Raw genomic sequence first — 20210 nt, forward strand, 5'->3', positions numbered from 1 at the left:
CTCACCACCACCCGTCCACGGAGGTCCCATGAAGCGAGTCACTGGCATCGGCGGCATCTTCTTCAAAGCCAAAGACGCTCCTGCACTACAGGCCTGGTACAAGCGGCACCTCGGAATCGATGTCCAGGAATGGGGTGGCACGGCTTTCACCTGGACCGACGGTGAAGGCAAGCCGGTCGCCGGAACGACCATCTGGTCGATTGCGCCGGCGCAAGGTGACCAGTTTGCGCCCGGCGCTGCGAATTTCATGGTCAATTACCGGGTCGAGGATCTCCACGCCCTCGTCAAGGTCCTGCGTGAAGAAGGATGCAACGTTCTCGAGAAGATCGAGGAATCCGAGTACGGAAAGTTCGCCTGGGTCATCGATCCAGAAGGAAACAAGGTAGAGCTTTGGCAACCGCCTTCCGGCCGGTGACCAGGGCAATCAGCCTCAGCACGCACCTGCCGCCTGACCTTGAGAGCGGGAGGGGGCCGCAATGACATCCTCGACGGCCCGCATTTCCTGCTGGAGACCCATCCGGCCGAATGCGCCGTGCTGATGAGCGCCTTCGTCAGGCGCGTGGAGGGGCTGCACTAGGACCTTCGTATACGCGCCGAGCAGCTTCTCAAGGAGGACGAGTGGAACAGCTCGGACGAGATCGCCATCTCCTGGATGAGCAACGTGAGAAGGGTGTTTCTTGAGCGGGGCCACATCTTGGCCCCGAAAGCAACCTGACGCGTGCGCGTCCGTCCTCAGCGAATGCTCCTGCCGTGACAGGTCCACCGGCGGCGACCGTCGTTTCATCCGTGTACCTACGCTCGCGTGCGGAGCACGCGAGCGGCGCCCAGCGCGATCAGGATCATCGACATGCCGCCTGTCAGGAGGCTGATCCCGACGAGCAAGCCGAGCACCTTCGCGGCGGCGGTGACGCCGCCTGTGAGGATCAGCAATGCGAGCGCCAGCGCGAGGATGCCGTCGAACACGAGCCATCCCGCGCCCGGCAGCCTGCGGTGCTGAGAGGCGCGGACGAGCTTGAGCGCGCCCTCGGCGGCGAAGTACGCCGATGCGAGCACCATCAGCGCGAGCTTGCCGGTCATCGGGAAGTTCGCGAGGAGAAGCCCGAACGCGACCTGCACAAGGGCGCTCGCGAGCTCCCAGCCGGCACCGGCCCAGCCGCGGCTCTGGATGGCGTGACAGCCCTCGGCCAGGCCGGCGAGCACGATCAACCAGCCGAGGACGATGGCGGTGACCATCGAGGCGATGAAGGGCAGGATGCACGCGAGCACCCCGAGCACCATCAAGGCCACGCCGAGCGCGACGAACCAACCGCGCTTCTCCCGCACGGCGTCGATGTCGACCGGCGCGAAGCGCAGAGGCTTCGGGGACTCTTCGAGCGGACCGACCATGGGCACCCCTCCGGTTCGTGGAGCACGCGTGTCCCGTCGGTCGCCCGCCGCGCGCGGACGAGGTGGCCGGGACCACGTCCGCTTCCGAGCATCGTGTGTGCCAGCGCGCCGGCGGGAACATCGTGCCTGGCGCTCGTGGGAGGCGTCACGGCCGAGGGCGGTCGGGAGCGCACCGCCTGATCAGCGGGCGGCTGCCTTCGCGGCCCTGGCGCCGGGAGAGGACGCCTGCCGGACCTCGCGTCGCCGGAGCTTCGAGTCCTGCTTCGCGCGGTTTGCGCTCTTGCGCGTCGACTTGCGCGACGGGCGGTCCCGCGCCGAGTCTTCCAGCGCCGCGGTGGCCTTGCGTGCCCTCCGCATCGAGTTGCGCCGCGCCGTCGAGCCGCCGCCCGCCTTCCGGTCGGTCGCGCTCTGCCCCGGAGCGGCCGTGTCGACCGGAAAGTCACGCCGCGACTTCTCGGGCCGCTCCAGCGCGCGCTCGAGGTTCTCCTCGCTGCGCCCCACGCGCCGGCCGATGAAGCTGCCCTCGGGCGACGGGTGACCGATCCCCGCCGGCGCCGCCGCGCTGCGCTTCGACGCCCGCGCCGCGCGCTTCGGGCCGCGCGCCGGCGGGCGTGGTGCGGCGCGCGGCGGGCGTGGTGCGGCGCGCTCGAGAGCGCTCTGCACTGCCCGTACGAGCCCCGGGACGGCTCTGTCGATCGTCTCGCGCGGCTCGTGACCTCGCATCTGGTAGACGACGCTGGGGCGCCCGCTCAAGACCACCTTCACGTCGCACTCCACGTCGACGCCGCCGCGCGGCCCGTTCACGTCCGTGAAGCGCACCGTGAGCCGCTCGATGCGGGGCGCGAACCGCCCGAGCTTCGCCCCGAGGCTCTGGCGCACGTGCGCCCTCGTCGCCTCGTCGACGCCGACGCCGAAGGTCCGCACCGCCAGCGGAGTCCGCTCCGTCGGTGTGCGCCCGGCGCGCGCCCGGACCGGTCGCGGCACGGTGGAAGGGAACTGCGGACGTCGCCCGGTGGATGGTCGCCCCATGCGCGCTACATCGAGACCGGCCCTCCGCCGTCAAGCGGCCACCGGCGAGATCGCGCTCCTGCGCGTCGCCGCAGTCCCCGGCGAGGCTACCGACCGCTCCCTGTCCGGCTCGCTTCCTTGGACTCGACCCGTCCGAGCGGGGTGGCCGCGCCCGTCAGCGCGTCTTGCGCTTCCTGCCAGGCGGAGTCACCGGGGTAGAGCGCGGTGCGGAGGTAGGCCCACGTGAGGCGCTGGACGGCGGCCACGCGCTCGGGGTTCTCGTCCGTGGTCTCGGCGACGTCGTATCCCGAGATCCCGCCCAGCCCGTGCTCTGCGTCGAACAGGGTGACAAGCGATTTGGGGCTCGGGGAGAGGAAGTATGGATCGGCGTGCCAGTCGGCGCCCGCGACCGTCAGGTGGCGAGAGGCGTCCTTGTCCCCGGCGATCACGAGCGCGGGTGTCGTCATGCTGGAGAAGTCGATCGTCGAGAAGCAAGAGTACTTCTTCGCGAGCTCGGTGAGGGCATCGCCGCCTCTGCCGGGCGCGGCGAGCAGCACGCCCGCCTTGATCCGGGGCTCGACGAGGTTCACTTCCGTCCCGTCGCGGGGATCGGCGAGCCGCGCGCCGAGCAGCAGGCTCGCCGTGTGCCCGCCCATCGAGTGCCCGACGACGGCCACCTTGGTTCGGTCCAGACGCCCGGCGATCGCGGCGACGGCGCCCTCGATCACGTCGAGCTGGTCGAGGATGCGCTTCATGTCCTCGGCCCGCGATCGCCAGTACAGCGGCGCCTCGGGATGATCGGAAGCCCTGAAGGGGAGCGTCTTCGAGTCGAGATGAGTGGGCTGGATGACGACGAAGCCGTGTGCCGCCAGGTAGCTGGCGAGCGGGGCGTAGCCGTTCAAGGAGGAGAGGTGGTTGGAGGGGCCGTGGCCGTGCGAGAGCAAGACGATGGGCAGCTCGCTTCCGGTCACGGGCGCGGAGACGCGCACCTGGAGATCGACGGCGCGGCCGGGGGCTGGCAGCACGATGGGGCTGACCGAGAGGACCGGCGTCGGGGCGCGGGGGGTGTCGGCTGCGGGAGTAGGTTGGCTCATTGTCTCTGACCTCGTCGTAAAGGGTCGCGGCGCCATCGGTACACTCGGCCTCGATCCGGCTTCGGCCGAGAAATCTCCGTTGCTCATGCTGTACCTCCACCGCCTTCGTACCTCCGGCCGCCGCCCTCCGATTGAAAGAATCGGACATTTCCATCGTTCCTGCCGCGCCGGGCTCGTCGGGCGATTCGCGGACGCGCCCCTCGCCGGCCGCGAGGGATCTCGCGATCGTGTGCGCGCGCAGCCCGGGATGTCCCGGCGTCTACCCGCCCCCGCCGGCAGGTACGGTCACGACGTATCCCGTCGGGTTCACGAACGTTCAGGCGGGTTTCCGCGGGCGGTCAGGCTCGTGGCAGGCGTGGAGGTCGCTTTCGACCCGTTGCGGGCGCCGGCAACGAGCCTGAGCCTCGACCGGGTGTCGTTTGCACGCAACCCCCACGGTCGCTCCACGAAACTCCATGAGCGGCTCATGCCCCACGCCCGTCGTGCGAGCTAGGTTTCACCCATGCTCGGCAACAGGTCAATGGCAGGAACGACGGACAACGGTGGCGGACGGCGCGGAGCCGGCTGGAGGATAGCGGTCTGGGGCACTGCAGCGCTCGTCCTGCTGCTGCCCTGGGTCGCGATGCAGTTCACCGAAGAGGTGGCCTGGGACCTCGCGGATTTCGCCATCTTCGGCGCCATGCTGGTCGGCGCTTGCGGAACCTACGAGCTGGCGGCGAGGGTCACTGGCAACACGGCGTACAGAGCCGCCGTCGGCGTTGCCCTCGCGGCGGCCTTCCTCCTCGTCTGGATGAACCTCGCCGTCGGCATCATCGGGAACGAGGAGAACCCCGCCAACTGGATGTACGCCGGAGTGCTCGCCGTCGGGATCGTCGGGGCCATCATGGCGCGCTTCCAGCCGCAGGGGATGGGACGCGCGATGGTCGCGACGGCGCTCGCTCAGGCGCTGGTCGCCGTGATCGCCCTGATCGCCGGATGGGGCTACACCCTGGTGCTGACGGCCTTCTTCGTGATGCTGTGGCTCACGTCGGCCCGGCTGTTTCGGAGCGCGGCTCGGGAGCAAGCTCACGCGGGCGGAGCGCCGTAGGTCGACCCCGCGGTCCGCGAGCCGGAGGTGCAGCGCCCGGTCCTCGACGTGAGGCGGTGGTCCGTGCACAGCGAGCGAATCCATGTCGCGAACGTGGGGCAGGGAAGGGCGGCTCGGGCGCGGCGGCCGACCCGATCGACGAGGTCGCCGCGCCCATCTCGCATTGATCTTGCAGCTTCCTCGGAAGGGTTGTTGGGTGGGCCGTTCGGGCTGCGGCAGGTCCACGAGCGCGTGGTAGAGGGCGATCTCCGCGTGCTCGTGCGCTCGAAGCCCATGAGCTTTCCTCATGGCAATCCGGAGGAGATTGACTTTCGGATCGCGCTTCGATTTCCTGGCCCCATGAGATACGTACAGGCGCGTTCGTCGGTCCTCTGGCTCTGTTTTCCCCTCCTCGTCGCCGCGTGCTCGGGCGAGTCCGAGACGCCCCGCGGCGGCGGTAGCGGCGGCGGGAGCGGGGGCCAGGGCGAGGGCGGCGGAGAGCAGGGGGGCGGCGGCACCGGAGGAGGCGCGTCGTGCCCGCCGAGCAGCAGCCCGGGCTGCTGTCCGGGCGACGGCATGTGCTGCGATTGCGTGAGCGGCCATGTCTGCACGAGCCACCCGTTCGAGTCGCCAGGCGAGGCGGCGCATGCCTTCGACGCGTGCGCCTGCCGCGAGGACGTCTGCGGGCCGACGTGCAAGGCGGCGTGTCAGGGCAGGGGGATCGACGCCGGCTGTCAGGCGTGCGTCTCCGCGGCAGCCGAGGAGGCGTGCGCCACGGAGTTCGCCGCCTGTCCGAGCCAGGGGACGTGATGCGGGGCGCTACCGGATCCGCGGGTCGGATCCTGCCGAGGCCGAGTGCCGGGCAGATCGGCGATTCAGATTCTCAGCTGGAACCCGAGGTTCACCGTCCAACGTCGTCCCCAGCTCACGCCGTGCGTCGCGAGCGATGGCTCGCTGAGCGCTTCGCGGGACAGCCGCATCGCGCCGCCGCGCGCGCCTAGACCGACGCTGATGTGCCTGCCGAGGAGGACGTCCAGACCCAACCTGACATCCCCGAGATAGCCATCGATCACCGGACCTGCTGCCTCGATGACGGCGATGTCTGTGTCCACCCAAGCGTAGCCGAGATCCACCCCGACCGACGCCTCCATGCGCCAGAACGGGACGTGAAACCCCGGTCCGACCATCACTGCATCGACGCTGAAATCCGGGAAGTACGAAGCCCCCCACCGCAGGCCCAGGGTCAGGTAGGGGGGGCGGAACGCTCGGGCCACATCCCCCTTCGCGGCGGCTTCCAGCTCGGGGCCAAGCTGGTAGGTAGGCACTCCGAACGTGTGAATGCGCACCGCGAGCCCAGCGCTGGCCGCGACGCCGGTCGGGGTGAGGGACGCGGCGTCCGGCAGCAGCGAGCCATCGTATAGCCTGAGCATCGCGACGCCACCGTCTGCATGGATGAATACGCGGTCGCGGCCGGTGTCCTCCCAGCAACGACCACATCCCGGCGGTGAGCGCTCGCCGTCGGCGGCGCGCGCGACGGGCGACATCAGCGTGAGGAGCACGGAGATAGGGAGCGCGGTAAGGCGTGAGCGCATCATATCACTCTCTTCCTCGCGACGGAAGCACCTGGATGAGGACGCGCTGCATCTGCGCCTTGCCGTGACCCATATTGAATGCGCCAGGAGCGAGCTTCACGTCCCAGGGCGCCCGAGGCGAGGAGTCCGCGAGCCGCTCGATGTAGTCGCGCATGGCCCACGCGCGAAGCGCGCTGAGCGTGGCGTTCTCGTTCTTCGGGGTGCATGTGTGCACCGCCGCGCCGTTGCCGAGGGAGATCTCGAACTGCTCCAGCGTCCCGTCCATCTTCCATTTCACGGCGTAGCAAGGCCCACCTACGTCCGGCTTGCACTCCGGCAGATCCGAGAGCTGGAGCTGCGCGGCCATCTTTGCGCACGTGAGCTCCTTCGCGGACGCAAAGCCGCGCACCCGGAGGGTCAGCTCTTGGTTCCCCGCCGCCTCCTTCATGTGCTCCACGAGCTGCCGCGCGCGCTCCCGGAGCACGGCCATCCGCTTCCCCTTGGCGAGCGGGGCGCTCTGCAGCTGATTGAGCAGATTGATGGGTGCCTCCGGCGCCGCGGGGGCCTGTCTGGACCCAGCTAGGTGCTTGATCTTCTCATCGAGCCTCGCGCTGATATCGCTGGCCGCGGTGGCCACGTCCCACTCCCCGTCAGGGTACTTCATGTCGGCCGAGATGGTGGCGATGTTGAACGGCCGCTCGGCCGTCGCGCGATCGTCCGAGCAGCGCGCCACCGTCACGTCGGGGTCTTGGAGCAGCGGATCGACGCTGAGCAGGCCGCAGAGCGCCGCAAGGTCCTGCCCGGATTGGTAAAGCCGATCCCGCTTGTTGAGCATGTCCTGGAGGGACGCCATCTTGTCGACGAGCGGCTGGATGTCGGCGCCGACGCCGGCGCCATCCACGTGAACGTCGATCGGGCCGCGGAGCACGATCGCCTGCGCGATGACGTTGACGATGGTCGCGATTCGCTCATCCTCCTTGACGCGGCCGACCAGCGCGGACTTCTCGCTCGGCTCCACTGGCGGCGCTCGCAAGATCGCCTCGGCGTGCGCGTTCCTCAGCGCTGCCAGGCGCGTCGGCTCGCTGGCCGCGTCCAGGCCATGCGCCTGCTGAAACACGAGCTGCGCGGTCCACTCCGACAGCATCGTGGCCCCCGCGGACGTCTTCTGGAACTCCGCGATCTCCTTGCGCCGCGCCTCGTCATCGACGCGCGGCGCCTCCGCCGGGGCTGTCCTGGTTGCCTCCTTCGAGGCCGCGCCGTTGGCCGGCTTGGCGCGCTGCTGGGGCACGTCGGGGAGCGCCGGCGGCCGTGCCAGATCCGCCAGGCCAGCGCCCGCGGACCCAGCGTGCGCGCCCGTGCGTGTCGGCGGCCGCGACATGCCCGCAACGCTCGTCGGCGCGGCGGGTGCTGCCGGCTGCGCGCTCGCGGGCTGATCGTCGTCGCAGCGCTGCGAGAGGCCGCGCACCATTCCCGTGTAGAGGTGGGGCAGAATGCCACCCAGGATGGCCAACTCATCGTCGTCTCCCTGGTTCGTCCTGAGGGCGGCGCACGCCTCGGCGACGATCGACTCCGGAGACACATCCATCTTGCTGAGCGTCTCGCTGACCTGGCACCCGACGGTGCAGCCGATGGCTTTGACCATCGGGGTGACCTCGGGGCTCGCGTACGCCGAGAACAGCGTGATCCCGCCGTACACCTGCGCATCGAGGTTCTGGAGCTGCCGATCGACCTGCCGGATCGACGTACGGATGGAATCGAACGCGATCTTCGACACGCCGCCCAGCTCGCGCTCCGCGAGGGCGCCCAGCGCGCGCGTGGCGTCCGAGCCTGCGAGGCCGTCCACGAAACCGCGAGAGCGGCTCATCCAGGCTTGAAATGTCCGGACGCGGGCGGTCAGATCCCGGAGCACCTCGAGCTGCTGGCCGTTGCCTTTCTGGGCCATCAGCTCGCCTCGAGCCGCCGCTGCCGCGTGCTCGAATCGGATGTAGGCCGCGTCGAGCTCGTTGACGCCCTCGAGCAGCCTGACGGCCTCCTGGCCGCAGCTCTGGATTCTGGTCCTGAGCGTCTTCAGGGTGCTGGTGTACCGCGACGTATGATCATCCGGGGCCTTGTCACGGGCCTCCGTGAGCCCCTTCTGGATGCAATCCGCGACGGTGCTGGCACTGGTCTCGATGGTCCCGAGGCTCTGCGTGAACGCGTCCGTCGCCTTGCGGAGCGCGTCGATCTGCGCGGCTTCCAGGCTGGCGGTCAGAGCGTCGACCTTCGCCGGGTCCGGGAGGACATCCGTGGTGAATAACACCCTGATATCCCCCAGATAAGCTCGGACTCGCCGCGCGAAGTCGTGCCCGAGATCGACGACGTAAATGTCCGGCTGATCGGCGCCGCCCGCCCTCGGTATGGGCAACATGCCGCCACAGAGTCGTGCGGTTTCGTTGGTGCTCTCGATGTTCTGCCGGACGGTGCTCGCGAACATGCCGCCACAACCGGGCGCGGCGAGGTTGAGGAGCACCACGGGAAGAAGCAATGCGCAGCGCTTCATGGCCGGTCACCTCCTGCGTGATCTGCCGGTCCATGACCCGGCAGAAATGCGGGCGCAGCCGGCAAAAAGCAGACTGCCGGCACATTCGCGCCAGACGTATCAGAGTGGTATGGGAGTCACAAGCCCCTTTGCTGAATTTTCCGACACCCTCGGGACCTGAGGGGGCGCTGCCGCTCGGGGGCGCGGTCAACGGTTCCCGGAAACCCATCCAACGCGGCCTGAAGCGCCGCTGCTGCGCGAGTTTTCCGGCGAGCTTACGCGCCGAGCGTCGAGCTCACGACAGAACGCTGCTTCCGCGCAAGATCGCTATGCGTTCCTGCTACACGCTGTCGGCTACCTTGATCGTGACTGCCATCGCGATGGGGGGGCAATGACGGTCCATCGGGCTCAGCTTCCTGGTGCACCTGGGCAGGCGTCGTCGCGGCTCATGCCGACAAGATTTCCGCCGCAATCGCCAGGCCCACGGTGATGGCCCTGCGGTTCTTTCGCCGCGACGATGCCTGGCGACGCCCGCTCCGCTCTCCGTGAACGCCGGCTCGGGGCCCTGCTTCGTGGACGACATCCGGCTCACGGCCTGCCGCGTTCTGTCCCTCGACCGCCAGCGGGCGCGCCCGGCGCGCTGGCCTCGCCCCCGCCCGGCGTTCCCGCTGGCCCCTCCTGCTGCTCGACGACGAAGAGGACGCCATCGATCGTGTACCCCGCGACCCGGTTGACGAGGCGGATCGCCACGTGGACGCCGGACACCACGGTGTCGTGGACGAGCCGGATCCCCCTCACCGGCGCCGAGATCGGGGGAATCTGCTCCAGCAGGTCGAAAGGCAGCTTCGCCGCGTGCTTCTGCAGGCGCTCCACGGCCCGCGAGCCGCCATCGACCGCATCCTGCACGAGGTCCTTCAGGCCGCGCCACCGCTCCATCACGTCTCCTCCTCGCACCACGCGCGGATCTGCGCGTAGACGCCCGGGTCGCGGGCCAGGCGCAGGTGGCCGAGCGCCGGCATGATCCGCACGTGCTCCTGCGGGAACGGCGAGCACCGATCCCTGGCCACGGCCCTCCCCGTGGCGCTCCTCAGCGGGACCACCGCGTCCCCGAACAGGAGCGAGAGCCGCGGGTCGGCCGTGAGCGCGCCGGCGATGAGATGGTGGCGGACGTGCGGGAGCAGGGGCACGGGATGCCGCCGGTTCTGGAGCAGGGCGTCCGCGTCGGCGCCCTCCCAGTCCTCCCGGCACAGGTTGGCATAGGCGAGATCCTTGATCCCGCCGCTGCGGAGGTTCGCGATGTCGGCGATGAGCTTCGTGTACGGGTTGTCGATGCGCCCGAGCGCCCACGCGACGGCGCTGCCGAGGCGCTCCAGCGGGGCGCCCAGGTGCGGTGTGCCGAGATAGAAGGCCCGCTTCAGCAGCGGCAGCCATCTCCGCCCTCTGCCGCTCGCCGCGTGCGCTGCGCTGCGCGCGACGAGGCCGCCCATGCTGTGGCCGATGAGGGCCAGCTCCTCCACGGGAACGGGATAGCGACAGACGAGCTCCTCGAGGAGGGCATCCAGCGCCTCCCCGTTCTCGGAGATGCGGAGGCCGCTGTTGTACCGCACGTAGAACGGCGTGTAGCCGAGATCGCGCGCGAGCCGCGATCCGTACGTCTCGCCGTCCGGCATCGTCCAGACGCCCTCGGCGCTCATCAACCCGTGCACGAGCACGACGACGCGCGGCGTGGCCGACGCAGCGGCCGCGGGGAGCGCCCCGGCGAGCGGCACCGGGCGCCCCTCGCAGGCGAGCTGCATCGTCGTCGCAAGGCCGTTGGTGGTCCGCTTCAGGTAGTCGCCGAGGACTCCGTTGAGGACGGCAACGGCCGATTCCAGGTTGGCTCCCATGCGATGCGCCAGCCTGCATTCTACCATGGGCCGCATCGGGCGCCCCTCCGCAGATCGGCGCCCACGCTCCCGAGGTGGCCCCCGCTCGGTCCTCCGTCAGGCGCTGGCCCCGGGCGACGCTGGCCGCCGCTGGTAGCGCGCGTTTGCCGACACGCCCTAACAGGATGGGGATGCCTCGCGGCTCGCTCCCGGCCTTCGAGCCTCGAGCGCGAGGTGTCGTTCACTGGCGTTGCGCCGATGCCAGCGCTCGAGCACGTTGACGAGGGCCGCGAGGATCCTGCCGAACGTTGCCCGGAGGCCAGGCGAAGGCTCGTCGCACAGCGTCGGTGCGACCGGGAGTCGCAGGCGGTCCTGGATGATCTCCTGAGCGCGGCGAATGGATCGTGGGTCCCGGCGGTCGAACCAGATGGGTTCGCCAAACGACTCGTTGGCCTCGGGGCCTTCGTCCTCCGCGGGCCCGAGGTACAGGGTCACGGTGTGTCGTCCCAGTGTGGCTGGTGGATCGATCCGCATGTTCCTGGGAGACAGTGTGATCTCGCGCTCGTGACAGATCGGTGGCGCAAGCGAAGACTCTCCGTTACAGCGCGGCGCGCACCCGGCAGGCTGTGGCGTGAACGCGGCCCACCAGAACACCGATCCTGTTGAGCGAGCGAGACATGAACCGCCACGGCGCCGAGGACGCCAAGAAGAACAAGAAGAAGACGACATGTGGGGCTCCGAGGGCCGGGCAGCTCGAGACGCCCTCCCGCCCAGCGAGCCACGCCCCTGGCCGACGAGCTACCGCGCTCGCCCCTCCGCCGCTCCCCTTCCTCTTACTCCCGCGCCACCCCGGCTCACCCCCGCCGCGAGCGCCTCCTTCCCCGCGCGCCCCAGCCGCCGGATGGCCGCCTCCCGCCGCAGCGCCTCGCCCTTGTCGGCCGCCGCCTCCACGTGCACCAGCGCGAGCGGCCCCCTGCCGCGCGTGTACCGCGCCCCGCGCCCCGCCGCGTGCTGCGCCAGGCGCGCCTCCACGTCGCGGGCGATGCCCGTGTAGAGCGAACCGTCGCCGCAGCGCAGGATGTACACGTGCCAGCCCGCAGCCGCCGCGGTCACCGCGGTCACTCCTTCGGCCCCTCGTTGTAGCCGCGCGGCCGGTACTTCGGGTCCACGCCGCCGTGCTTCTCGCCGTTGTCGAGCGTGTCGACAGCCAGGTACGCGAGCCACGTCCCCGGGTGCTCCTCCGCCATCCGCCGGAGCTCCGCCTCGTACGCCGCGAGCCGCTTCTCGTCGTGAAGACACTGCAGCGCGAGCGCCACGAGGCTCAGCTCGTTCGGGCCGAGCTCCAGGCCGCGCCTGTAGTGCGGGAACGCCTCGTCCGCCCGGTGCATGCGGCACAGCGTGTCGCCCGTGTACACGTGGGCCATCGGCCACGTCGGCGCGAGCTCCACCGCGATCTGGCTCGCGGCGAGCCGCGCCGGCAGGTCGCCCCGGGCGCCCTTCATCACGGAGTAGTTCAGGTGCGCCTTGGCGCTGTTCGGCACCGCCTCCCTCGTCGCCGCCCAGAACTCGAGATCGTTCCGGTAGTCCATCGCGTGCCGGTAGGCCTGCACGCACTGGAAGCCGAAGAAGAGCGCGAACAGCGCCGGCGTCACCCACGCCCGCCACGACCAGCGCTTGCGCGGCATGAGGCTCGAGCCCGCGAGCGCCTCGTGCAGCCACGAGAACGCGACGGCGAGGACCAGCGACGAGCCGATCGCCGGGAAGTACCAGAAGCGCTCCGCGCGCACCGTCGGCAGGACGACGGGGATGTTCGAGTGCGGGAAATAGCTCACCACGATCCAGGTCAGCCCGATCGCCGCGATGCACAGGCCCGCGTAGCCGCGGCGCAGCGGCACCCAGACGCTCCGGTCCGCCGTCGCAGGGCAGGGCAGGGGGCGCGTCCCCTCGACGAGCAGCCCGAGGCCGAGCAGCAGCGCGGGCAGGAACGGCAGCGGCCACAGCACGAGCGGCAGCGCCCGCAGCCACGCCATGCGCCCCGCCGGGCGGAGCGCGTGCCAGTCGTACGCCGCGAGCCCCACCGCCGCCGTCGCGAGCAGCGCCCCCGCGATGAGCAGCGGCCACCGCCGCGACGTCGCCTGCCCGCCGTCGACGAGGAACGCCGCGCGCACCGAGCGCCGCTCGCGCCGCTCGAGGTGCTCGCGCCGGAGCGCCGCGATCCAGAGCGCGAGCGAGCCGAGGGGCGGCAGCGCCATCATCGCGGCGCCGGCGATGCTCTCGAAGAAGTACAGCCGGTCGGGCGCAGGCTCCTGCGGGTACGAGTAGTCGCCGCTCAGCGTCCACGGGAACACGACCTGGGTGAGCCCCCGCCAGTAGACGCGCAGCGCGCCGACGATCCGGTGCTCCGTGTCCGCGGTGCTGAGCGGGTTGTTGAGCGGATCGCGCGGCAAGGGCGCCTGGTGGAACCAGACGAGCACCTCGTGCAGCGCGCGCTCCACGAAGGGCGCCCCCTCCGGCAGCGGCGCCTTGAGCTCGGCCGGTATCGGCGCCGGGAACCAGCGCCGCCGGAGCTCGACGTAGAGCACGAACGCCGCGCCTGCGCCGAGCAGCGCGAGGAGCGCGCGGACGAGCCGCGCCGGGCGCGTGGGGTGCGTGAGCGGCGCCGCGATGAGCGCGGCGAACGGGACGAGCGGCACGCAGACGAGCGCGCTCTCCTTGGAGAAGAGCCCGAAGAGCACGGCCGCGAACACGCCGAACGGCATCGCCCACGCGGGCAGCGCCAGGGCGGCGAGGGCGGCGATCGCCCCCATGCCCCCGAGCACGTCGGCGATGCCCACGATGCCGCTCACCGCCTCGGTGAGCACCGCGCAGCCAGCGAAGATGAGCCCGGCGAGGTACGAGAGCCCCCGCTTGCGCGTGAGCCAGAACGTGACGCACGTGAGCAGCGCGGCGTTCACCGCGTGGAAGAGGACGTTGTAGAAGTGGTGGAAGAACGGCTGCTTCGTGACCGCCCAGACCGCGCGCCAGAGGAAGTTCGGCAGCGGGCGGTACGATCCGACGCTCCGGTCGGGCGGCAGCCCCCAGAAGTCGCGGTGGATCGCGTCGACGAAGCGGAGCCCGCCCTTCGCGTTCACGTACGGGTTGGCGAGGAGCGCCTCCTGCTCGTCGAAGATGTAGTTCGTCGACGGGGTGCGCGTGAACAGGATGACCGCGAGCACCGCGAACGGCGCGAACGCGTACAGGAAGGTCGGGTCGACCGCGAGGAAGTAGCCGCGCGCGCGCTGCGCGACCCTCCCGAGGAACGACGGCGCCACGGGCGGCCCGGACGGCGGCTGCGTGGACGGCGGCGCGGACATCGGGGGCGCGGACAGCGGCTCTCCGAGCGCGCCCGAGGCGGGCCCGACCTGATCGCCGGCGGCGTACGGGGGCGGGGAGTTCACGCCCGGCCCCTTCAGCTCGCGCTCTCCGGAGCGGCGCCCGGCGCGCGCTCCGACGCGGGGGCCTCCGGCGCGGGGCCCTCCGGCTCGGGGATGACCCAGATGTCGCCCCAGAGCGGCTGTCCGCCGTCGATGCCGTACACCGCGCCGGTGATGAAGTCGTTCTGGTCGCTCGCGAGGAAGACGATCAGCCGGGAGACCTCCTCCGGGGTGCCGAGGCGCTTCTGCGGCGTCGCGCGCCGCGCGAGCTCGAGGAGCTCGTCGCCGTACTGCGCGGTGCCGCTCGATCGGATGTTGTTGCCCGGCGCGACGGCGTTGACGCGGATGCCGAGCGCCGCCCACTCGACGGCGAGCGAGCGGGTCAAGTTCTCGACGCCGGCGCGCGCGGCGCCCGTGTGCGCCATGCCCGGGAAGCCGCGGCCGACCGACGCGGTGACGTTCACGACGCGGCCGCGCCGCGCCGGGATCATCGCCCGCCGCGCGACCTCGCGGGTCATGTAGAAGGTGCCATTCAGGTTGTTGCGGACGACCGCCTCCCAGCCCTTCGGGGTCATGTCCGCGGCCGGGCTCGGGAACTGGCCCCCGGCGTTGTTCACGAGCACGTCGACGCGGCCGAAGCGGTCCAGCACCTGGGTCACGAACGCGGCGATCTGCTCCGGCTCGCGGATATCGCACGGCGCGGCGAGCGCGTGGTCGCCGGGGATCCCGTCCGACTCGAGCGCCTTCGCCGCCGCCTCCAGCTTGTCGGCCTTGCGCCCGCAGACGGCGACCCTCGCGCCGAGGTGCGCGAGCTCGCGGGCGCACGCGAGGCCGATCCCGCTGCCCCCGCCGGTGATGATGGCGACCTGATTGGCGAAGAGTCCTCGGGCGAAGATCGAGCGCACCTGGGTCACGCCCCGCGTTTACAACGGGTCACGTGGCGGCGCCACCAACCTGCGCGCGCCCCGCCGGGGGAGCGCCCGGCGCCGTCGCGACGGGATCGCGCCCCCGAACGGCGCCGCGCGCTCCGGTCAGAGGTGACGCGTCAGCCGGGGCAGAACCACGGCGTGGAGCAGCTCGGGGATCGCCCGCTTCGCCCGCCAGAACCAGCGCCCGTCGCGGTGCGGCACGGCGTAGAGGCGGCCGGCGTCGACCGCCTCGATCGCGCGCCGCGCCACGTAGTCGGCCTGCACCCCCTCGCGGCTCATGAGCTTCTCGGCGACTTCCTTCATCTTCGTATCGACGCCGCGCGAGCTCTCGATGATCTGCGTCCTGAAGAACGTCGGGCACAGCACCGTGACGCCGATGCCGTGCGGGGCGAGCTCCAGCTTCATCGTCTCGGACAGGGCGACGACGCCGGCCTTCGTCACGCAGTAGGGGGCGAGCGCGGCCACGGAGATGAAGCCGGCCGCGGACGCGACGTTCAGGAAGTGACCGCTCTTCTGCTCCTTGAAGCGCGGGGTGAACGCGTGGCAGCCGTGGATGACGCCCCAGAGGTTGACGCCCATGACCCACGACCAGTCCTCGAGGGAGACGTCGCCGACCTGCCCGGTGGCGCAGACGCCCGCGTTGTTCACGACCAGATCGACGCCGCCGAGCGCGCGATCGGCCTCGCCGACGAGCGCCGCGACATCGTCGCTACGGCTCACGTCGCAGTGGACCACGTGCGCCTCGCCGCCGGCGTCCGCGACGAGGCGCGCTGTCTCGCGGGATCCCTCGTCGTTGAGGTCGGCGAGGAGCAGCTTCGCCCGACGGCCCGCGAGCTCGAGGGCGAGCGCGCGGCCGAGGCCCGAGGCGGCGCCCGTGATCACGGCGCGGGGGTGCTTGGGGAGGGACATGGAGATGGCGCATACCACGGGCGCGGCCACCTCGACGCGGTCCGCTGGCGAAATAGCAAGACGCCAGGCACGCCAGGGGAGCCCTGGATCCCCCGGCGTACCTGGCGCCTCGACCGTTCAACCAGCGCTTTCGCTAGGCGCTCCCGCGCGCGCCTCCCTGCTGACGACCGCCGCCAAGCCGCTGCCCGAGGAGGTGCTTGGCCCGCTCCGCGAGCCGCAGCTCCTCCTGCCGCACCTCGTTGAAGAACGTGGCGAGCTCCTGGTCGCCTTGCCGCTGCGCGTCCTGAACATACTGCGCATAGGTCTCCGCGCCCTGGAGGGCATGGTAGAGCACGCTGACCAGGTTGTAGTCCTTGTCCGGGACAACGCTGCTCTCGCTGCGCCCCTCCAGACCCTGCTGTCCCTGCGTGCCCTGTCCCTGCTTCTGCTCGGTTGCCATTCCAGACCTCCTCGAGTTCCCCCCAGCGGCGCCGGGCAATGCAAGCGGAAGGCCGCTCCGCCGATACCCCATCTCGCCGACGATTTCGCGCTTACGGTACGACCGCTCCGCGCCGCGCGGCGCCTTTTGCCACAGCAGGCGAACGCTCGCGCACGATTGCACCACTCCAGCCGATCGCGGCGCTCACGCCCGGCCTGCCGCGGGTGCGCTCGACGCAGCGCGCGGCGGTCTGCCGCACGATCCTTCGCTCAGCCCGCCTGATGCGAGCCTCCCGCGCAGCGCGCGCCGCCGAGCCCGCCGCCGCCCCGGAACGGGCTCATCCTGCCCCGTCTTCTTCCGCGTGTTCTCCTCGCACCCGCAACAGGATCGCCGCTCCGGACGTCAGAGGGGTGGTGTCTCCGGGAGCTGCATTGGACGGGCACGCGGTGATCGCGCCCACGCCCGCAGGACGTCGAGCAGACCCGGGCCGACGCGAGCTGATACGCTGTCCTACGCATCGGCTCCTTCCTGACAGCCCTCGGTCGATTCCCCCATGCGCACACGGTCTCACGGCTCGCCTCTCTCCATCTCTTCCTCTCCTCGCCGCTGGGCCCTCGCGGCGCTCGCGCTGGCGGCCTCCGCGTGCGGCGCGGACGGCGCCGGGCAGAGCCAGCCGCGGGACACCGGCGTCCATCCGCGGCTCCTCGCGCGCCCGGAGCACCGCGACCTCCTGCGCTCGCGCGCCGATCGCGAGCCCTACGCCTCGATCCTCGCGGCGCTGAAGCGCCGCGCCGAGCGCGCGTACGCGGAGGACCCCGACCCGGCCTCGTGGGACCACGTGGCGAACGGCGAGAACGCCTCGACGGCGCAGGCGAACGCCGTCCTCGCCTGGGCCTTCGACGACCGGGCGGCGGCCGACAAGGCGCGCGAGTTCTTGCGCCGCCTCGAGGCCGACTGGGACACGAACACGGTCCTCGACATCAACATCCGGATGGCGAGGACCCTGATGGGCTACACGAACGCCTGGGATCTCCTGAGCGCGACGCCGTGGCTCCCCGCGGGAGAGTCCGCCGAGGCGGAGCGCAAGCTCACCGAGATCACCGGCCAGCTCTTCGCCAGGTATATCGAGCACGACTTCTATCGCGATCTCCTGCTCCGCCCCGCCCAGAACAACCACCCGATCCGGACCGCCGACGCGATAGCTTATGTGGCGCTCGCGTTCCCCGGGCACCCGGCGGCCGAGGCGTGGTGGAACTGGTCGATCTCGGAGCTCGACTACCTCTGGGGCGCGAAGGGCCAGTACGTGCAGCCCGACGGCGGCGTCTCCGAGGGCCCGTACTACTCCGGGTTCGCCTGGGGGCCGACGGCGGCGCTCTTCATCGCGCTGGACAACGCCCTGGATGCGCCGGCGTCCTTCGCGCGCGACTGCCGCACGCGCTCCGACGAGGACCCCTGGACAGGGCACGGCTGCGTCGACGGCGAACAGGGCTCGTTCGAGCCCCCGCTGCGCGGCGGGCTCTTCACGAAGGCTGTCGACTGGTCGCTGTCGCTGCGGCTCCCCTGGGGCAACCGCCCTCCGCTCGACGACGGCGTCTTCACCCCGTTCAACGGCAGCTCGCTGCTCACCTCCTTCGGGGGCAGCGGGGCCCATCGCTGGGACTGGGAGCAGAACCGCGAGAGCCCCCGGAGCATGGACTTCGGGATCGACCTCGTCGCCCATCACCTGCTCTACGTCGACGACGCGGTGGCCACCGAGGAGCCGCCGCACCTCACGCGCTTCTTCCCCGACGCCGGTCATGCGGTGTTCCGCTCGGACTGGGGCGAGGAGGCGCGCTGGCTCCTGCTCGTCGCCGAGCACGGCCCGGCGCGCAAGGCGATCCACGACCACGTGGACGGCACGTCCTTCTCGCTCGCCGCTTATGGAGAGTACCTGCTCATCGACCCCGGCTATTACAAGCCCGACGCGCTCGACAACGCGAAGACGAGCCAGTCGCCGTCGCACAACGTGATCCTCATCGACGGCAGGTCCGCGCCCGACAAGGGGCTGTTCAACGACTTCGGCGACGCGGACGCCTGGCTCCGGAACACCCACGACGGCGACGCCATCGAGTACGCCGAGGCGCACCAGGATTACCAGGACACCCACGTCGAGCGCTCCGTCGCCTTCGTCGACGGCCGCTACGTCGTCGTCGGCGACCGCCTGGCGACGACGCACCCGGCGGCCCGCGCGCACGCGTGGCGGCTGCACGGCTACGCCGGGCTCACCTCCGGCGGCACCTTCGAGCTCCTCCCCGACGGCGCGCGCTGGGAGCGCACGCGGGCCGGCGTCGAGGTGCGCGTGCAGTCGACGGCGCCGGGGCTCGAGGTCGTGGAGCCGCCGTACACGCCGCTCGCCGCGCCGCACGTGCACGAGTTCGAGCAGGACCGGAAGGCCGCCGACCACGCCGTCATCGACGCGGCCGTCCAGGCCGAGGCGCCGGGGTTCCTGGCGGTGCTCCTTCCCTACAAGGTCGGCGCGGGCGCCGGCCCGGACGCGCCGCTCCAGGCGGCGCCGCTCGCGGCGGCGCCCGGCGTCGTCGCGTGGCAGATCGAGGGCGACGGCTGGACCGACGTCGCGGTCCTGAGGAGCCAGGGCGCGCCGGAGGAGGTGACGCTGCCCGGCGGACAGGTCCTCGCGACGGACGCCGAGCTCGTCGTGCTGCGCGTCGAGGGCGAGCGGCCGTTCGCGCTGATGGCCCGGGGCACGCGGGCGCTCGTCGACGGATCCCCCCGGGTCACGGCGCCCGAGGCCACAGGCGTCGCCGTGGAGGAATGAGATGCCGACCGCGCGCCTCGCCCGCTCGCCCGTCGTGTTGCGCCTCGGCGCGCTGCTCGTCGCCGCCGCCGCCGCGGGCGCCGCCGCGGGCTGTTCCAGCGATCCGGGGGCGGCCTGCACCCCGACCGCGCCGTCGGCGGAGGACGCGTTCGCGCTCGAGCGCGCCCCCGGCTCCGAGAGCATCGCGCTCGCGCGCGCCGTCGCCGACCGGTGGATCGCCGAGCACCCGCCCGAGTCGCTCCCGTGGGACTGGGGCGAGGGCACGGTCATGCTCGCGCTGGTCGATCTCTACCGCGTCACGCAGCACGCGCCGTACCGCGACCATTACCGGCGCTACATCGACCACCACCTCGAGTACGGCTACGAGTTCACGACGAGCGACCGCTGCCCGCCGGCCGTCGCCGCGCTCGCGCTCCACGAGGAGACGTGCGCCGCGCCCTACGCGACGATCGTCGACGACGCGCTCCGCTACCTCCGCGAGGAGGCCCGCCGGACCGAGCAGGGCGGCATCAGCCACCTCGGCGTGTCGCCGCTGTTCGAGCCCACGCTCTGGGTCGACTCGCTGTTCATGTTCGGCAACGTGCTCGTCCGCGCCGGCGAGCGCTCCGGCGACGCGCGCCTCCTCGACGAATTCTCGAATCAATTCCAGATCTTCGCCTCGCTCCTCCAGGACGACCCCGGGCTCTTCCGGCACGCGTACAACTGGGCGGCGCCCCAGGATCCGGACGTGTACTGGGCGCGCGGCAACGCCTGGGTCACGGCGGCCGGCTACGAGTACCTGCGCGTGCGCGCGGCGCGCGGCGAGCGCGACGAGGCGGTGGCCGGCGCGCTCGCCCGGCAGGTCGCGGCGGTGCTCGACGCGCAGGACCCGGACACCGGCCTGTGGTGGACGATCATGGACCGCCCCGGCGAGATCTACCTGGAGACGAGCGCGTCCGCCCTCTTCGCCGCCGGGCTCGCGCGCGGCCTGCGCCACGGCTTCCTCGACGCCTCGGTGCGCCCCGCGATCGACAGCGCCATGGCCGGCGTGCGCTCGCGCATCGCGCTGGACGGGTCGGGCCGCCCCATCGTGACGGGCATCTCCGGGCCCACGTCGGTGGGCAAGCTCGAGGACTACGCGGCGGTCGAGCTCCGCGACGACATCTCGTACGGCGTCGGGGCCGTCCTCCTGGCCCTCATCGAGACGTCGGGGCTGTAGCGCCGCGCCTCGCCCGGTCC

General features: G+C 71.4%; 18 protein-coding genes. 5 read left to right on the top strand and 13 right to left on the bottom strand.

Features of this window, described 5'->3' with window-relative positions; all coding sequences use genetic code 11:
- Positions 1–28: 28 nt before the first annotated feature.
- The gene (locus WMF24_RS05570) at positions 29–415 is read left to right on the top strand and encodes a VOC family protein (RefSeq protein ID WP_437735304.1); all 387 of its coding nucleotides are present in this window, start codon (positions 29–31) and stop codon (positions 413–415) included.
- Between the two features lie 377 nt (positions 416–792).
- Here the strand turns inward: WMF24_RS05570 and WMF24_RS05575 are convergent, their stop codons facing one another.
- The 3 genes from WMF24_RS05575 to WMF24_RS05585 all read right to left on the bottom strand — a co-directional run bounded on the left by WMF24_RS05575 (position 793) and on the right by WMF24_RS05585 (position 3488).
- Positions 793–1386: an HdeD family acid-resistance protein gene (locus tag WMF24_RS05575; protein WP_437735305.1), complete on the bottom strand. Its 594-nt coding sequence runs from the start codon at positions 1384–1386 to the stop codon at positions 793–795.
- 180 nt (positions 1387–1566) lie between these two features.
- Positions 1567–2310, bottom strand: coding sequence for a hypothetical protein (locus tag WMF24_RS05580; RefSeq protein WP_437735306.1), 744 nt, complete (start codon positions 2308–2310; stop codon positions 1567–1569).
- Positions 2311–2501: 191 nt separating this feature from the next.
- The gene (locus WMF24_RS05585; protein WP_437735307.1) at positions 2502–3488 is read right to left on the bottom strand and encodes an alpha/beta hydrolase family protein; all 987 of its coding nucleotides are present in this window, start codon (positions 3486–3488) and stop codon (positions 2502–2504) included.
- Between the two features lie 520 nt (positions 3489–4008).
- Here WMF24_RS05585 and WMF24_RS05590 point away from each other — a divergent pair.
- Complete coding sequence (locus tag WMF24_RS05590) at positions 4009–4575, top strand: hypothetical protein (RefSeq protein ID WP_437738769.1); 567 nt, start codon at positions 4009–4011, stop codon at positions 4573–4575.
- A 339-nt stretch (positions 4576–4914) separates the two neighbouring features.
- Positions 4915–5364: a hypothetical protein gene (locus WMF24_RS05595; protein ID WP_437735308.1), complete on the top strand. Its 450-nt coding sequence runs from the start codon at positions 4915–4917 to the stop codon at positions 5362–5364.
- 65 nt (positions 5365–5429) lie between these two features.
- Here WMF24_RS05595 and WMF24_RS05600 read toward each other — a convergent pair whose 3' ends face one another.
- From WMF24_RS05600 to WMF24_RS05645, 10 genes are all read right to left on the bottom strand, one after another.
- Positions 5430–6149, bottom strand: a complete 720-nt coding sequence (locus WMF24_RS05600; protein WP_437735309.1) for a hypothetical protein — start codon at positions 6147–6149, stop codon at positions 5430–5432.
- Between the two features lies 1 nt (position 6150).
- Entirely contained in the window at positions 6151–8664 is a 2514-nt protein-coding gene (locus tag WMF24_RS05605) for a hypothetical protein (protein WP_437735310.1), read from the bottom strand.
- 567 nt (positions 8665–9231) lie between these two features.
- The gene (locus tag WMF24_RS05610; RefSeq protein ID WP_437735311.1) at positions 9232–9579 is read right to left on the bottom strand and encodes a hypothetical protein; all 348 of its coding nucleotides are present in this window, start codon (positions 9577–9579) and stop codon (positions 9232–9234) included.
- Positions 9579–10529 carry an esterase/lipase family protein gene (locus tag WMF24_RS05615; RefSeq protein WP_437735312.1) on the bottom strand — a complete coding sequence of 317 codons (951 nt, stop codon included), beginning with the start codon at positions 10527–10529 and terminating at the stop codon, positions 9579–9581. Before WMF24_RS05615 ends, WMF24_RS05610 begins: the two co-directional genes overlap by 1 nt.
- Before the next feature lie 156 nt (positions 10530–10685).
- On the bottom strand, positions 10686–11003 hold the full coding sequence (locus WMF24_RS05620; RefSeq protein ID WP_437735313.1) for a hypothetical protein: 318 nt from the start codon (positions 11001–11003) through the stop codon (positions 10686–10688).
- Positions 11004–11306: 303 nt separating this feature from the next.
- Positions 11307–11630 carry a GIY-YIG nuclease family protein gene (locus tag WMF24_RS05625; RefSeq protein WP_437735314.1) on the bottom strand — a complete coding sequence of 108 codons (324 nt, stop codon included), beginning with the start codon at positions 11628–11630 and terminating at the stop codon, positions 11307–11309.
- A complete protein-coding gene (locus WMF24_RS05630; protein WP_437735315.1) occupies positions 11627–13945 on the bottom strand; it encodes a tetratricopeptide repeat protein in 2319 nt (772 codons plus the stop codon). The genes WMF24_RS05625 and WMF24_RS05630 overlap by 4 nt, the downstream gene beginning before the upstream one ends.
- Before the next feature lie 11 nt (positions 13946–13956).
- Positions 13957–14835, bottom strand: coding sequence for an SDR family oxidoreductase (locus WMF24_RS05635; protein WP_437735316.1), 879 nt, complete (start codon positions 14833–14835; stop codon positions 13957–13959).
- A 117-nt stretch (positions 14836–14952) separates the two neighbouring features.
- Positions 14953–15759 (bottom strand): SDR family NAD(P)-dependent oxidoreductase, encoded by an 807-nt coding sequence (locus tag WMF24_RS05640; protein WP_437735317.1) that lies wholly within the window; start codon positions 15757–15759, stop codon positions 14953–14955.
- A 133-nt stretch (positions 15760–15892) separates the two neighbouring features.
- On the bottom strand, positions 15893–16198 hold the full coding sequence (locus WMF24_RS05645; RefSeq protein ID WP_437735318.1) for a hypothetical protein: 306 nt from the start codon (positions 16196–16198) through the stop codon (positions 15893–15895).
- A gap of 532 nt (positions 16199–16730) precedes the next feature.
- On the opposite strand from WMF24_RS05645, the gene WMF24_RS05650 reads away from it, so the two are divergent.
- Both WMF24_RS05650 and WMF24_RS05655 read left to right on the top strand, forming a co-directional pair.
- On the top strand, positions 16731–18992 hold the full coding sequence (locus WMF24_RS05650) for a heparinase II/III domain-containing protein (RefSeq protein WP_437735319.1): 2262 nt from the start codon (positions 16731–16733) through the stop codon (positions 18990–18992).
- A gap of 1 nt (position 18993) precedes the next feature.
- On the top strand, positions 18994–20190 hold the full coding sequence (locus WMF24_RS05655) for a glycoside hydrolase family 88/105 protein (RefSeq protein ID WP_437735320.1): 1197 nt from the start codon (positions 18994–18996) through the stop codon (positions 20188–20190).
- Positions 20191–20210 lie beyond the last annotated feature (20 nt).

Source organism: Sorangium sp. So ce1335 (assembly GCF_051521615.1).
GTDB lineage: Bacteria > Myxococcota_A > Polyangia > Polyangiales > Polyangiaceae > Sorangium.

What these genes read in the sequence shown, in the direction of transcription:
- WMF24_RS05570 (WP_437735304.1), top strand. Translation starts at nt 29, where the DNA reads ATGAAGCGAGTCACTGGCATCGGCGGCATCTTCTTCAAAGCCAAAGAC.
- WMF24_RS05575 (WP_437735305.1), bottom strand. Translation starts at nt 1,386, where the DNA reads ATGGTCGGTCCGCTCGAAGAGTCCCCGAAGCCTCTGCGCTTCGCGCCG.
- WMF24_RS05585 (WP_437735307.1), bottom strand. Translation starts at nt 3,488, where the DNA reads ATGAGCCAACCTACTCCCGCAGCCGACACCCCCCGCGCCCCGACGCCG.
- WMF24_RS05590 (WP_437738769.1), top strand. Translation starts at nt 4,009, where the DNA reads ATGGCAGGAACGACGGACAACGGTGGCGGACGGCGCGGAGCCGGCTGG.
- WMF24_RS05595 (WP_437735308.1), top strand. Translation starts at nt 4,915, where the DNA reads ATGAGATACGTACAGGCGCGTTCGTCGGTCCTCTGGCTCTGTTTTCCC.
- WMF24_RS05600 (WP_437735309.1), bottom strand. Translation starts at nt 6,149, where the DNA reads ATGATGCGCTCACGCCTTACCGCGCTCCCTATCTCCGTGCTCCTCACG.
- WMF24_RS05605 (WP_437735310.1), bottom strand. Translation starts at nt 8,664, where the DNA reads ATGAAGCGCTGCGCATTGCTTCTTCCCGTGGTGCTCCTCAACCTCGCC.
- WMF24_RS05610 (WP_437735311.1), bottom strand. Translation starts at nt 9,579, where the DNA reads ATGGAGCGGTGGCGCGGCCTGAAGGACCTCGTGCAGGATGCGGTCGAT.
- WMF24_RS05615 (WP_437735312.1), bottom strand. Translation starts at nt 10,529, where the DNA reads ATGGGAGCCAACCTGGAATCGGCCGTTGCCGTCCTCAACGGAGTCCTC.
- WMF24_RS05640 (WP_437735317.1), bottom strand. Translation starts at nt 15,759, where the DNA reads ATGTCCCTCCCCAAGCACCCCCGCGCCGTGATCACGGGCGCCGCCTCG.
- WMF24_RS05645 (WP_437735318.1), bottom strand. Translation starts at nt 16,198, where the DNA reads ATGGCAACCGAGCAGAAGCAGGGACAGGGCACGCAGGGACAGCAGGGT.
- WMF24_RS05650 (WP_437735319.1), top strand. Translation starts at nt 16,731, where the DNA reads ATGCGCACACGGTCTCACGGCTCGCCTCTCTCCATCTCTTCCTCTCCT.
- WMF24_RS05655 (WP_437735320.1), top strand. Translation starts at nt 18,994, where the DNA reads ATGCCGACCGCGCGCCTCGCCCGCTCGCCCGTCGTGTTGCGCCTCGGC.